We start from the raw sequence: 13,286 nt of genomic DNA, 5'->3' as shown, positions 1-13,286 counted from the left end.
TCCATCCCCGCCAGCGGCTTCCCCTGCCGCCTCCGCATCCCTCGCGCCCTACAGCAGGCTGCGATCCTTGATGTCCAGATACTGATTCACCAGCGCGCTGGCCAGCAGCCCCGGCATCAACTCCAGCGCCAGCACGCCCCGCTGCCGCAGCCCCCGCAGCAGCAACTCCCGCCGCTGGCTGATCTCCAGCGCCGCCACGTGCTGGAACATCTCTTCTTCGTTCTCCGGCGTCTTCTCCGCCAGCGCCGTCAGGTCCGGCTGGCCCATGGCCGCAAAGACCACCAGGTGCCGCGGCGTCATCTGCATGGCGTATTCGATGACCTCCGGCAGCGTGGCCGTCTCCGCGAAATCGGTGATCCACACGATCAGGCTGCGCCGCTTCTGCGCGCTGAGCAGCGCGTGCGCCGCGCGTCCGTGGTCCGCTTCCCCGGCCTCCCCGCGCACCTGCGCCAGCGCCTCCACGATCGCGCGCACCTGCCGCGGCCCGCGCCCCGCGTTCACGTTCTGCTGGATGCGCCGCCCGTAGGCCATCAGCCCCACGCGGTCGCCGCAGTGCAGCGCCACCTGCGCCAGCGACAGCGCCGCGTTCACCGCGTAATCCAGCTTCGCCAGCCGCAGCGCGCTCCCTGGCTCCTGCACCTGCGCCCGCAGCAGCCGCCCCGCATCCAGCACCAGCCACACCGCCTGGCTGCGCTCGATCTGAAACACCCGCGTCACCAGGTGGTTGTGCCGCGCCGTGGCCTTCCAGGAGATATCGCGCATCTCGTCGCCTTCGCGGTAGTCGCGCAGGCTGTCGAACTCCCGGCCCAGACCGCGCTGCCGGCGCCGCCGCTTTTCCAGTTCCACCTGGCGGCTGCGGATCAGGTACAGCGTGTGCTGCTTGGCCTGCTCCAGGTTCGGCAGCACGCACACCGTCTGCGCCGCGTCCGCCACGCCCCAGCGCTCGGCCAGACCCAGCGCGCTCTGGTAGCGCAGGTAGATGCGCCCCAGCGGCGCATCGCCGCGCTCCGCGGGCAAAATGGCGTAGCTCGCTTCCGCGGACGCCCCGGCGCGCGCGGCCATCTCCATCTCCGGCGGCTCGCTGCGCAGCCGCAGCGGGGTTTCGTCCGTCACCCGCAGGCGCACCGCCCTCTTCCCAAAATTGCGCAGCTCGATCCCCACCGTTCCGGGCACGCTGAGCGCCGGCCGCGCCCGCCACACCCGCCGCACTTCCAGTTGCCCCGGCGCCGGCAGCCGCTGCAAATCCCACACCCATGCCGCCAGCACCAGCCCATCCCACAGGAACATCGCCCCGATGAGCCGTGGGGACCACCATGCCGGCCCCAGCCACACCAGCCCCAGCAGCAGCCCTACGAAGAACCGCGGGCCGAAAGCAAACCCCGCGCGCCCCAATGGCCGCGCGCGCGCGGAGACGCCCGGAGGCAGCAATGATTGATCCTGGTGCACTCCGTCTCCTTACTGCCGGTGGAATTTCACTTGGGCACCGCGACCCCCGCCAGCACTTCCTGGATCACCTGGTCCGCTGTCAGGCCCTCCAGGTCGGCCTCGGGTTTGAGCAGCAGGCGGTGCCGCAGCACCGGCGGCGCCGCCGCTTTGATGTCGTCGGGGATCAGGAAGTCCCGCCCCTCCATGCCCGCCAGGGCCCGGGCCACGAAGAACAGTCCGATAGCTGCGCGCGGGCTGGCTCCCAGGGACAGCGCCGGCCAGTCCCGCGTGCGCCGCACCAGCGCCACGATATAAGGATAGAGTGTCGGCTCCACGCGGATCTTCTCGATCTCCCGCCGCGCCGCCGCCAGCAGCCCGGGCTCCAGCGGCGCGAGCGCCATCTGCTCCAGATGCCGTGGATCGAAGCCCTGCTCGTAGCGCTCCAGGATCGCCGCTTCCTCCTCCGCCGAGGGATACCCGATGCGGATCTTCAGCAGGAAGCGGTCGAGCTGCGCTTCAGGAAGCGGGTAGGTGCCTTCGAACTCGATGGGGTTCTGCGTCGCCAGCACCGTGAAGTTTTCCGTCAGCGGGTAGCGCACCCCGTCGATCGTCACCTGCCGCTCTTCCATCGCTTCCAGCAGCGCCGCCTGGGTCCGCGGCGAGGTGCGGTTGATCTCGTCCACCAGCAGCAGGTCGGTGAAGACCGGCCCGCGATGCAGCGTAAACGCGCTGGTCGCCTGGTTGAATATGTTTGTGCCCATGACGTCCCCGGGCATCAGGTCCGCCGTGCACTGCACGCGCTGGAAGTCCAGCCCGCAAATGCGCGCCAGCACTTTCACCGCCAGCGTCTTGGCCAGCCCCGGCACTCCTTCCAGCAGCGCGTGGCCTCCGCAGACCAGCACCAGCAGCAGCTGATCGACGGCCTCGCGCTGGCCAATGATTACCTTTCCCAGTTCAGCCCGTACCTGCGTTGCAAGACGCGACAAGTTTTCCACGGTCAGGTTTTCTCCTCTTTCCGGCGTTTCTGCAGTCCCATCCGTTGCTCCAGCGTTTCCATCTCGCGCACCAGATTCAGCGCGTCCGCCGCCGCGAGCTTGGAAGCGCGGCTGGCTTCCGCCGCGCGCTGCAGCGCTCCGGAGAGCTCTCCGGCATTCTGTCCCAGGCGCTGCCCAGCCGCCTGCGCCAGGCTCGCGTCCGCAATTTCGGGCGGCAGCCGCAACTGCCGCGTCAGCAGCCCGCGGAATCTCTGGTACGCCACGCCCACCGCCGCGGGCCCCGCCCCGGCCCGCTGGTACAGCCCGCCCAGCGTCTCCACAAACTCCAGCGGCGAGAGCCGCGAGACTCCCGCCGGCTGCGCGATCGGCCCGCTGCGCCGGCTGAAAGTGAACAGCACCGCGAATCCCAGCAGCGCCAGCTGCACGAGCCCCATCGGCACGGGCGTCTTCGCCACGTAGCTCCACAACGAACTGCGCTGCCCGTGGAAATATTCATCCCAGTACAGCCGCCGCGCACTGGCTTCCCGGCCAGGCGGCCGAACTGCCTCCAGGAACAGGCCGAGATTCCCTTCCTTCGTGATCCCCGCGTTGGTCAGCGGCGTGGCTCCCGCCCACCACAGCACCTGCCCCTCGCCGATGCGCCAGATCACCACCACGGCTCCCTGCGCATCTCCGTAAAGCGCCAGTTGCGTGGCATCCAATTTGTTCCACACCGCCTGGGGACGCAGCGTGATCTTCGCGGCCCCGCGCGTGTACCGGCTGGGCAGCTGCGCCTCATACGTCCGCCAATCCCGCATCGGCCGTTCGGATGTGAGTTTCGCCTCCGGGAAAAATCCCTCGAGCTGTCCTCCGGTGAACAGCACCTGTCCGCCGCCTTCCACGAATCGCAACAGCGCTTTCTGCTCTTTCGTGGAGGGCGTAAACAGCGGGTCTGCCAGAATCAGCAATGCGCCCTTGGCATCTCCGGGCAACTCGGTCGGCGGCTGCTCCCAGCGCTGCACATTGTTGTGAAGTTCCTGCAAAAGCAGATAGGCCGCGCGCGCCCCGCCCGAGCCGGAGGAGTAGGTCGAAGGCAGACCGCCGCGCGGCTCCCCGGCCGGCGGGGCCGCGGCCACAAACACCGCCAGCATCCCCAGGAGCAAGGCTCCCGCGATCAGCAGGAGTTTGCGGTCCGCAGAATCTATTCCAGCCGGCATCCCAGCGCCTCCACTTGCTCCAGGCTCACGCGAAATTCCTCCGGTGTGGCGGTGCGCCGCCCGTACCAGACCCGCTCCAGCCGCGCCGTCAGCGCCTCCAGCGATTCCCGCTGCACAGGCGGCCCCGCCGGCACCCCGCCCGGCGCCTGCCCCAGCAAACGCAGATACTCGCGCGGCGTATGCGTGCGTTCCCGCGGCAGCGCCCCGCGGTCCTCCAGATGCGCGATTCCCGCCCAGTACACGGAGTGAATCGCCTCCCGGAAATCGCCGCGCCCCGCCGCTTGCCGCCCCGCACGGATCCACTCCTGCCACGTGCGCGTCGCGGCAAAGCTTTGCGGCGTTTCCAGTTCGTCCAGCTGCGCGCGCTCCATCCAGAAACGGAACACCAGCATCGCCAGCCACACCACCGCCCCCGCGATCACCAGCCAGAATAGAATTTCGCCACCCATGGGATGCCGGCCCACGGCGGAGAACAGGCGTTCCAGCAGGCGCTGGAACTGCGCGGCGAGCCATTCCTGAAACTTCTCGAAGGCGCCCGGCGGGCGCACCGCGGAGAATTCCGAACGGCGCAGAATCTTCTCCAGCATCGGCCGCGCCGCAGCATCCTCCGGCGGCTCCTTCGCCGCGTAGCCCTCGGCCTGCGCGGCGAGCGTGGCGACCCACTCCTGCGCCTCCTGCACGCGGGCGCCGCGCTGTGCCGTGTCCTTCTCCGCGGCGTCGAGCAGCGTGCGCAGCGGCGCGCTCGCGATTTCATACTGCCGGCCGCCGTTGGCGACCTGCCAGCGCTCCGGCAAAGCCTCGCGCAGCGCCGCAATCCGCTCCTCCGCGATGTTTTTTTCTGAGAGCGCAGCGCCCAGTGCGCGCAATTCGGAGGCAAAGGCGGCGGGATCCAGCGAAACGGAGGCAGCAGCACGCGGGTCGGCACTGCCGGACTCCTGGGCCCCCGGAGACGCACAGAGGGCAGCCGGCAGGAGCAGCGCAAGGACCAGCCACACCCGGCAGAGGAAGCATTGTTTCATCTGCACGCGCCAGGGCCGCAGCGCATTCGGGCCCGGAGGGTTACGATAGCATGCTCGGCACCCCGCCGCTGACCGCTGCGCTTCCCCCCGCGGCTTTCATCATTACCTGCAAGTCGAACGCTTCCTTGCGCACCCGCAGGTCGTAATAAAACAGCGCGGTGGCGATGGTCAGCACCGGGGTCACCAGAATGCCAGCGGCGGATCCCCCAACCTCCATGAGCGCGTTCCAAACGCGAACCATCGCGGGATCATTCCGCGACAGCGCCAGGCCATACAGAAACGGCCACTGAAACAGGCTTGCTGCCGCGAAGATTATCACAAAGTACAGTACATAGATGAGGAAGGCGCGCCCCGCAAAACCCTTCGTCAATCCGTAGCTGCGCTCCAGCGCGCTGCGCGGGCCCAGGTTCTCCAGCAGAGCCGCGGGCACGGAAACCGCGAAGCGGCAGACGAGATAGATTCCCGGGATCACCAGAAGAATGAGCCCCGCCATGACTGCCAGCCCACTTAACACCAGGACCCCAAACAAGGCCCCCAGTTCCCCGCGCATCCGCCGCAGCGCCTCCCGGATGGTGATCGTGCGCCCCAGATACAGCTCGGAAACCGCAAACACCGTGGCCCCGGTCGAAAGGAGGATGGCCACCACGTAGACGATCGCCCCCAGCAGCCCCAGCAGAATCCCCAGGCCCAGCAAGGCCCCGGAGGCTTGCAGTTGTTGCGTGACCGGGGGCGCCACTGGCGCCGGCGCGGCCTTCAGGAAAATCTCCAGGAGCTGCACGCCCAGCACGAGCAGCTGCGGGATCGCCGCAATGCCCATAAAGAGCAGGAAGTGCCGCCGGTACACCGTGAATGTGCGGTCCAGGATTTCCCCGAGCGAAAGCGGGCGCAGCTCCAGGTTTTCCATGACGGCCTCCCGGGCCAACACCCAAAAAGCGTTGGCTGGCGCGGCACTGTATCAAAGAATCAGCCGCGGGGATACGTCTTCTTTCCGGGCCCACCGGGGTACACCCGGGCGCAGCCGGAGTCTGACTCCGGCGGCGCTCCCTTCCACTCTATGGTTTTTTTTGCGGTGCGGGCTGCGCGGAGCCGTCGATCGGAGGATGACCCGCGGGCAGAGCGCCTTGCGGCGCGCTCGGCGCCGCGCCTGTCACGGGCGGGTGGCCCGGGGGCAGAGCGCCGGTCTGCGTCTTGAAATTCTGCAATGCGCCGGAAACCGCAGACGTGCCGTTCGCCGGCCCGCCCGGCGCGCCACCCGCTCCCGAGTCCAGTCCGGGATGCGTGAAGTCGCTGCCTACGGCCTTCGATTCCACCACCGCCCAAGCCCCGTCGCGTTTTTCCAGGTTATAGCCCAGTTGCATCGAGCCGGGGCCGTTCTTCACCTTGAAGACCACCTCCGCCTGCGCGTGGTCCCCCTGCAGCGTCACCTGCTTGAGTTCCGTATCGAACGCCGCAAGATTTAACGTGCCCCGCGCCTCCAAATGCTTCAGGATCGCCGCGCGAATCTCCTCGTTGGGATTCGCGGCCTTCTTGCAGCCCGCTGTCAGCGCCAGCACCGCCACCGCGCAAATCCAGACTGTCCCGAATTTCATTGTGCCTCCGTCGAGCGCCGCACGCTATCTGACGCCCCCTGTATTCCAATGTTCCTAGCGTACCACGCGGCGCCGCGCTGTGCGCGCCGCTGCGCGGCCGATTTGACGTGCGTCAGATATTTCTGCGCGATCTCGTGCAGCCCTTTCCAGCGGTCCCGTCCTTGCTGGCGCAAGGCGATACGCTCCGTTTCCATGAGACCTCCGGACCCCGTGAGACGGGACATTCCTACATTGCACAAACCGGACATTCTTACTTTGCGGCGCCACCGGCCACCCCTATGTTTCTCTCCGCACAATGAAGTGTTAAGATTCGTGCCGCTCCCAGGCCCACTCATGCCAATCCAGGAAAAAAACTACTGGCTCGAAACCGCCTCCATTCCCGCGGGCGACCCCGCGCGGCCCTTGCCGGAAAGCGTGGATGTCGCCGTTGTGGGCGCCGGCTTCACGGGCCTCGCCGCGGCCCTGACTCTCGCCCAACGCGGCGTGAGCGCCGCCGTTCTCGAAGCGGAAACCTTCGGCTGGGGCGGGAGCTCGCGCAACGGCGGCATGGTTCTCACCGGCATGAAGCTGCCCGTGCCCACGCTCATCTCCCGCTATGGCCGCGAACTCGTCCACCGCATGTACGCCGCCTCGCTCGCCTCCATCGACTGCGTCGAACGGATCGTCCGCGAGGAAAAGATCGACTGCGACTTTTCCCGCTGCGGCCATCTCGAAGTCGCCTGCAAGCAAGCCCACTTCGACGGCTATGCCGAGTCCGCCGCGCTTATCGAGCGCGAATTCAACCACGCACTGCGCATCGTCCCCAAGAGCGAACTGCAAAGCGAGATCGGCTCCCGCATCTACCATGGCGGCATGGTCGACGAGATCAGCGCCGGTGTTCATCCGGCGCGCTACGTGGCCGGCCTGGCTGCAGCGGCGCAGCGCGCCGGCGCGGCTCTCTTCGACCGCACTCGCGTGCTGAACGTGGCGCGGGAAGGCAGCAACGGCGCGCAAAAATTCCGCGTGCGCACCTCCAAAGGAACCCTTACCGCGCGGGAGGTCGTTCTCGCCAGCGGCGCCTACACCACCGCCGCCACCCCGGCCCTGCAGAAGAAAATCATTCCCATCGGCTCCTACATTATCGCCACGGAAGTCCTGCCCGCGGACCTGGCCCGCGAACTCAGCCCCAAGAACCGCATGATCTACGACTCCAAGCATTTCCTCTCTTACTACCGGCTCACGCCTGACCGCCGCATGCTCTTCGGCGGCCGCGCTGCATTTTTTCCAGACGACGACAACACCGTGCGCCAGAGCGCCAAGATCCTGCGCCGCGGCATGATCGAAGTCTATCCCCAGCTGCGCGACACTAAAGTTGAATACGTGTGGGGCGGCACGCTCGATTTCACTTTCGACGTCATGCCCCACTCCGGGCGGCTCGACGCCATGCACTACGCCGTCGGTTACGCCGGCCACGGCGTCGCTGCCGCCACGCATTTCGGCGTGCAACTCGCCGGCATCATCTGCGGCCAGCCCAGCGAAAACCCTTTCGAGGGCATTCCCTTCCGTGGCGCGCCCATCGGCCTGCGCTCCGGCCACACCTGGGCCCTGCCCCTCGCCGGCGCCTACTACAAGGTTCTCGACTGGCTCACCTAGCCGCTTTTCTCACACGAACGCATCTCCTAAATACAAAAACCAAAGAGAGATTCCTTCCGACCGGGTCGGAATCTTCGATCGCTTCGCCCGGAATGACAGTGTTTGGATAGCCGTCAGGGCAGTCAGGAGATAGCTTCACCACAAAAACGCCTGCTTCGGCTTTGACGGAGTGCTTTCCGTGTTTAACTTTTGTTTTCCGCCATCGCCACGCTCCAACCCATCTTGCGCACGACCAAATACGCCACCGGCCCCAGCAACATGGCCGGCGGTCCCCAGCGCAGCCCGAAGCGGTCACTGCCCAGCAACGCCACGCAGCTCATCGCCAGCGGAGCCCCCACCACATAGAGAAGCCCGGTCCGGCCCCAGGGAATGCGGAAGGGCCGCGGCAGTTCCGGGTGCGTCTTGCGCATGCGCCATCCCGCCAGCACCGTGAGGACCGTCGTCCCGATGCGCAGCCACATGTAGACGCTGATGAGCTGCGTCAGCGTCTGGAACGCCAACAGGGCGTAAATGACCGACGAAATCAGAATGGCGATCCACGGCGTGCCGTACCGCAAGTGTTTCCGGGTCAGCGCCTGCGGCAGGTAGCCATCCTCGGCCATCGCGAACGGCATGCGCGTCGTCGTCAGCACCGTGGCGTTGAGGATGGAAATGTTGGTCACCATCGCGGCCATGGTCATCCAGAAGCCCAGCCAGCGCCCGCCGATCAGAAACGCCGCATCCGAAAAATAGCGCGTGTGCCATTCCTGCCAGTTGCCGAGCGCCGCCAGCGACAACAATGTCGGGAGAAAATAGGTGGCGATGGACAGCGGCACCACCACGGCCAGCGCCAGGGGATAGCTGCGCTGCGGATTGTCCACTTCTTCCGCGACCGTGGAGCACTGCTCATAGCCGGAGTACAGCCACAGTCCCAGCGCGAGTCCCACGCCAAAGACTTGAAAGGGCGGAACGTGCGGGGGCACAAAGGGCGTGAACGGGTTGTGGCGCCATTTCGTTGCCGCGATGACGCACAGCGCGGCTACGGGCAGGAGAATGAAAATCTCCAGCACCGTCGCCACAACCCCTACCATCTGAATCCCGCGCACGTTGACGTAGCCGATAAGCGCGATCAACGCCACGGATACCAGATAGTGTTTCCAGCCCACCAGCCCCGGAAAATAGAAGCTGAGGTAGTCGGTGAAAAGCACCGCGTACGCGCCGCCCAGAATAAAAGACGCGGACCAGTTCCACCACCCAGCCAGGAAGCCCCAGAAGTTCCCGTAGCCGGCCCGCACCCAGCGGTAGAAACCTCCCTGCACGGGCATGGCCGTCGTCAGTTCGGCGGCGACCAACGATACCGGTATGCACCAGAAAAACGGTATGACCAGGTGAAAGAGCAGCGTCAGCCCGGGCCCGCTGGTGGTGATCTGGTCTTCGAGGCCAAACGGCCCAGCCGTGGCGTACGCGTACATCACGAAGACGAAGTAGAACAGCCCCGCCTTGCGCACCTGGGCGCGCGTCCTGCTCGCCTTGCTCGCCGTGGACTCGGTTGTCAGGGCCGCCTCGGGTGAACCACGGGATGGGACCGGGCATCATAGCGCAGAACTTCCGGCCTCCGCAGCACCTTCCCAAAATAGAAAAGCCCCGCCAAGAGGGCGAGGCTCGATTCCCTGCAGGGGATGGCAATCAGTCTTCGTTGAACTGATTGCGCTTGCGATAGGCGGCCACCGCGATGGCAATGCAGATGGCCATCGGCGGGAAGATCAGGACGAGAATGCCGCTGCGCAGCGCCTGTATCAGCCGCGGACCCGCCCCCGCCGCCTGCGTGTAGCACAGCGCGCAGTTCTGCGCGAACGCCAGCGAAGGCATCAGCAGCGCCCCCAGCAGCGCCATGCCCTTCCCGGCACCTCGAATTCTTGCCCGTATCATCGCTTTCCGCTCCTCGCGCCGCGCGCCCCGCTACTTCGCTAGCAACCGGAAGTGCAGCAGCCGGAAGCTGTCCGACCAGATCATGTTCATCATCAGCAGCACGAAGATCGTGGCCGGGATCAGCGTCAGAAACAGGCTGCGCCGCTCTTCCGCCAGATGCATGAAGTACATGACCGCAAGCGCGGCTTGGATCAGAGCCACAGCCAGCATGCGCACCAGGAGCTGCACGCCTTCCACATGCTGGTAGGCAAGGATAAACTGCACACTGGCGAGGGCGAGAAGAAAAAAATAGATAATGAGGTACCGCTTTACCTGGCTCTTCGGCTGTTCCGCAGTATTCATGAGCGCTCCTCTTTTTACCGTTTCCGCGCACTAACGCGCAACATTCACCAGATACACGAGCGGCACGACAAACATCCAGACCACGTCCACGAAGTGCCAGTACAGGCCCACGGTTTCCACGTGGCCCGCGGTAAGCCTGCCCCGGGCAAAGCCGCGGGCAATGACGGATAGCGCGATGACACCGCTGATGACGTGCAACAGGTGCAGTCCGGTGATACTGAAGAACGTGGCCCCGAACAGCGACGAGCCCCAGGGATTCTGGAACAGCCGCACCCCTTCATGAATCAGGCCCACCCACTCGCGAATGTGCAAGCCCGCGAAGATCGCTCCAAGAAGCATGGTCAGGCCCATCCACCGCATCGTCCTGGGCTTGTCGCCGTTCTTGGAGGCATCCACGGCCATGAGCATGGTCAGGCTGCTGGTCACCAGAACGAAGGTCATAATCATGACGTTCAGGATGCTGGGAAAAAACTTGAAGGGCTCCGGCCAATTGGGGCTCGCGGTGCGCACATACCCATAGGCAAACAGCAACGCTCCGAACGTCACCGCGTCCGAGATAATGAACAGCCACATGGTCAGCTTCCGGGACGGAATCGCGTACGGCGATCCTTCCATCAAAGCGGCGTGGCCCGCTCCCATGCTGAGATTCGATTCGCTCACAGCGCCTCCCCGTCGGTTTCGCTTACAGCCTCATCCGCATGACCATCAGAAGATAAACCCACAGCCCGCCCATGAAGTGCCAGTAGACGCACATGGCCTCGTAGGTACTCCTCCGCAACGCCGGCCGCGCTCCTGCCAGCTTGCGCAGCACATACGCCAGCGCCACCAGCCCGCCCAGCACGTGCAGCGCGTGCATGGCCGTCAGCACGTAGAAGAACGAACTGCTCGGATTCGTCGCCAGAAAAATCCCCTGCGCAGCCAGTTGCTGCCAGGCCACATACTGTCCGGCCACGAACAGTAGCCCCAGCCCCAGCGTGCCGTAGAGCCAGCGCAGGCTCCCTGCCGCAACTTCCCCGCCTTCTTTCGTTCCGCTACCCGCCGTCAGCGCGCTGATCCCCCGCCGCGACATCTCCAGCGTCACGCTGCTGCTCAGCAGGATCAGCGTCGTGAGGTACAGCACCGGCGGCAGCGCGAGGTGCCGCCAGGATGGATCGCTGCCCTGGCGCACGATGATGGCGCTGGTGAACGCCGCGAAGGACATCGTGATGGCCGCAATCCCCACCCAGATGCCGCTCTTCGCCGCTTCCGCGGCTCCGCTCTTCCCCACCGCTGTGATTGTGCCCGCCTGTGTGTTCATTCCTGGATCCCCCGGCATGCTCTTGCCATCGCCATCCGGCACGGCGGCAGCCCCTGTCGTCTCTACACCCTGGCTCTCAGGATCCCGGAACTTCCGGCTCCGGAGAATCCTGCATCACGTAATCGCCCAAGGATCCCTTCACGCCGTACTGATAGGGATCGTGATAGACCACCGGGTGCTTCCCGCCGAAGTTATCCCACGGCGGGGGCGACGGAATCGTCCACTCCAGCGACGTCGCTTCCCACGGGTTCACCGGCGCCGGCTTGCCCCAGAAACGGCTGTGGATCAGGTTATAGAGGAAGAGGAACTGCGCCGCTCCGGTAACGAACGCCGCGATGGAGATGAATTTGTGCAGCGGCATCAGCGGCAGCAGGAAGTCGTCCACAAACGCCGAGTACCGCCGCACGTTGCCGATGAGTCCGAGGTAGTGAAAAGGCATGAAGATGCAATAGGTGCCCACAAAGGTCAGCCAGAAATGCAATTTCCCAAGGCTGTCATTCATCATCCGCCCGGTCATCTTCGGGAACCAGAAGTAGGTCCCGGCGAATACCCCGAAGATCGCCGCGACGCCCATGACCATGTGAAAGTGTCCGACGACAAAGTACGTGGCGTGCAGCACGATGTCGAGGGACGGCTGCGCCAGAAAGAAGCCGCTTACGCCTCCGCTAACGAACATGGAGATGAAACCCAGAGCGAAAAGAGACGCGGCGGTGATGCGTATCTTCGAGCCGTAGAGGCTCCCCAGCCAGATCAGGGTCATGATCGTCGCCGGAATGGTGATGGTCAGCGTGGGAAAGGAAAACATCAGCGACGAGAACGGATTCATTCCGCTCACGAACATGTGATGTCCCCAGACCATGTAGCTCAGGAACCCGATGGACATCATCGAGTAGATGACCACCTTGGCGCTCAGCAGCGGCCGCCGGATGCTGTTGATCAGGACGTGGGAAACGATGCCCATGGCGGGCAGAATGGCGATGTACACCTCGGGGTGTCCGAAGAACCAGAACAGATGCTGCCAGAGCAGCGGCGAACCGCCGGCATGCGGCTGCAAACGGTCGCTCACCACCAGGCCCGCGGGAATGAAGAAGCTGGTTCCCGCGGTGCGGTCCAGAATCAGCAGCACGCAGGCCGGCAGAAGCACCGCAAAGGCCAGCAGGCTGATGCACGAGGTGATGAACCACGCCCAGGTGCAAATCGGCATGCGCATCAGCGTCATCCCCTTGGCCCGCAGATCCAGCGTGGTAGCGATGAAATTCAGCGAGCCCAGCAGCGAGCCAATGCAAAAGATGGCGATGGAGATGCCCCAAAGGTTCTGGCCCCAGCCCAGGCCCGGCCCGGCATCCGAACCCACCGCGCTGAGCGGCGCATAGGCGGTCCACCCGGAGATCGGCGGGCCGTCCGGAATGACGAAGGCCGTCACCAGTACCAGGAATGCCGCAAGCGTGGTCCAGAACGACATCATATTGAACCGCGGGAAGGCCATGTCTTCCGCGCCGATCTGAATCGGCAGGAAGTAGTTCCCGAACGCGGCGAACGGCGCGTTGGTCAGCACGAAGAACACCATCAGCGTCCCGTGCATGGTCAGCAGCGACAGGTAGTACTCCGGCGTCATCACGCCGCCGGGAGCGCCGACCTTCGAGAGCAGTTCCAGGCCGAAGATTTTGGAATTCGGCCAAATGAGATGGAAACGCATCAGCCAGGACAGCGCCATGCCCATAAACACGGCCACCAGCGCCAGGGCGTAGTATTGCTTTCCGATCACCTTGTGATCGAGGCTGAAGACATACTTCCGCAGGAATCCTTGCGGGGGTGCGTGCTGATGTGCTTGCTGCGCGGATGCTTCTTGCATGTGCTCACCTCACAGGGGAACACCGGGCGCT

At 65.2% G+C, this 13,286-nt stretch carries 14 protein-coding genes; 1 reads left to right on the top strand and 13 read right to left on the bottom strand.

Translation table 11 applies throughout. The annotated features are described in order from the left end of the window. Nucleotides 1–48: 48 nt before the first annotated feature. The 7 genes from LAN61_05305 to LAN61_05275 form a co-directional block, all read right to left on the bottom strand. A complete protein-coding gene (locus tag LAN61_05305) occupies nucleotides 49–1,446 on the bottom strand; it encodes a DUF58 domain-containing protein (protein ID MBZ5539921.1) in 1,398 nt (465 codons plus the stop codon). Between the two features lie 26 nt (nucleotides 1,447–1,472). Further along, the gene (locus LAN61_05300; GenBank protein ID MBZ5539920.1) at nucleotides 1,473–2,426 is read right to left on the bottom strand and encodes a MoxR family ATPase; all 954 of its coding nucleotides are present in this window, start codon (nucleotides 2,424–2,426) and stop codon (nucleotides 1,473–1,475) included. After that, a complete protein-coding gene (locus tag LAN61_05295; GenBank protein MBZ5539919.1) occupies nucleotides 2,423–3,616 on the bottom strand; it encodes a DUF4350 domain-containing protein in 1,194 nt (397 codons plus the stop codon). The genes LAN61_05300 and LAN61_05295 overlap by 4 nt, the downstream gene beginning before the upstream one ends. Beyond that, a complete protein-coding gene (locus tag LAN61_05290) occupies nucleotides 3,601–4,635 on the bottom strand; it encodes a DUF4129 domain-containing protein (protein ID MBZ5539918.1) in 1,035 nt (344 codons plus the stop codon). The genes LAN61_05295 and LAN61_05290 overlap by 16 nt, the downstream gene beginning before the upstream one ends. A gap of 40 nt (nucleotides 4,636–4,675) precedes the next feature. Then, nucleotides 4,676–5,539 carry a hypothetical protein gene (locus LAN61_05285; protein ID MBZ5539917.1) on the bottom strand — a complete coding sequence of 288 codons (864 nt, stop codon included), beginning with the start codon at nucleotides 5,537–5,539 and terminating at the stop codon, nucleotides 4,676–4,678. Nucleotides 5,540–5,687: 148 nt separating this feature from the next. Then, complete coding sequence (locus LAN61_05280; GenBank protein MBZ5539916.1) at nucleotides 5,688–6,224, bottom strand: hypothetical protein; 537 nt, start codon at nucleotides 6,222–6,224, stop codon at nucleotides 5,688–5,690. Beyond that, complete coding sequence (locus LAN61_05275; protein ID MBZ5539915.1) at nucleotides 6,221–6,418, bottom strand: hypothetical protein; 198 nt, start codon at nucleotides 6,416–6,418, stop codon at nucleotides 6,221–6,223. Before LAN61_05275 ends, LAN61_05280 begins: the two co-directional genes overlap by 4 nt. A 139-nt stretch (nucleotides 6,419–6,557) precedes the next feature. Here LAN61_05275 and LAN61_05270 point away from each other — a divergent pair, with 139 nt between their 5' ends. Beyond that, nucleotides 6,558–7,856, top strand: a complete 1,299-nt coding sequence (locus LAN61_05270) for an FAD-binding oxidoreductase (GenBank protein ID MBZ5539914.1) — start codon at nucleotides 6,558–6,560, stop codon at nucleotides 7,854–7,856. A 182-nt stretch (nucleotides 7,857–8,038) separates the two neighbouring features. On the opposite strand, the gene LAN61_05265 is transcribed toward LAN61_05270, so the two are convergent. The 6 genes from LAN61_05265 to LAN61_05240 all read right to left on the bottom strand — a co-directional run bounded on the left by LAN61_05265 (nucleotide 8,039) and on the right by LAN61_05240 (nucleotide 13,255). Continuing rightward, nucleotides 8,039–9,343 carry an APC family permease gene (locus LAN61_05265; protein MBZ5539913.1) on the bottom strand — a complete coding sequence of 435 codons (1,305 nt, stop codon included), beginning with the start codon at nucleotides 9,341–9,343 and terminating at the stop codon, nucleotides 8,039–8,041. Nucleotides 9,344–9,521: 178 nt separating this feature from the next. After that, the gene (locus LAN61_05260; protein MBZ5539912.1) at nucleotides 9,522–9,764 is read right to left on the bottom strand and encodes a hypothetical protein; all 243 of its coding nucleotides are present in this window, start codon (nucleotides 9,762–9,764) and stop codon (nucleotides 9,522–9,524) included. 30 nt (nucleotides 9,765–9,794) lie between these two features. Then, the gene (locus LAN61_05255; protein MBZ5539911.1) at nucleotides 9,795–10,106 is read right to left on the bottom strand and encodes a cytochrome C oxidase subunit IV family protein; all 312 of its coding nucleotides are present in this window, start codon (nucleotides 10,104–10,106) and stop codon (nucleotides 9,795–9,797) included. Nucleotides 10,107–10,136: 30 nt separating this feature from the next. Further along, on the bottom strand, nucleotides 10,137–10,766 hold the full coding sequence (locus tag LAN61_05250) for a cytochrome c oxidase subunit 3 (GenBank protein ID MBZ5539910.1): 630 nt from the start codon (nucleotides 10,764–10,766) through the stop codon (nucleotides 10,137–10,139). Between the two features lie 22 nt (nucleotides 10,767–10,788). Continuing rightward, on the bottom strand, nucleotides 10,789–11,403 hold the full coding sequence (locus tag LAN61_05245; GenBank protein MBZ5539909.1) for a cytochrome c oxidase subunit 3: 615 nt from the start codon (nucleotides 11,401–11,403) through the stop codon (nucleotides 10,789–10,791). A 76-nt stretch (nucleotides 11,404–11,479) separates the two neighbouring features. Then, nucleotides 11,480–13,255 carry a cbb3-type cytochrome c oxidase subunit I gene (locus LAN61_05240; GenBank protein ID MBZ5539908.1) on the bottom strand — a complete coding sequence of 592 codons (1,776 nt, stop codon included), beginning with the start codon at nucleotides 13,253–13,255 and terminating at the stop codon, nucleotides 11,480–11,482. Nucleotides 13,256–13,286 lie beyond the last annotated feature (31 nt).

This window comes from Terriglobia bacterium, assembly GCA_020072785.1.
Taxonomy (GTDB): Bacteria; Acidobacteriota; Terriglobia; order Acidiferrales; family UBA7541; genus Acidiferrum.
The sequence above is the reverse complement of the archived record's forward strand: the minus strand, read 5'-3'. Positions and strand labels throughout refer to the sequence as shown.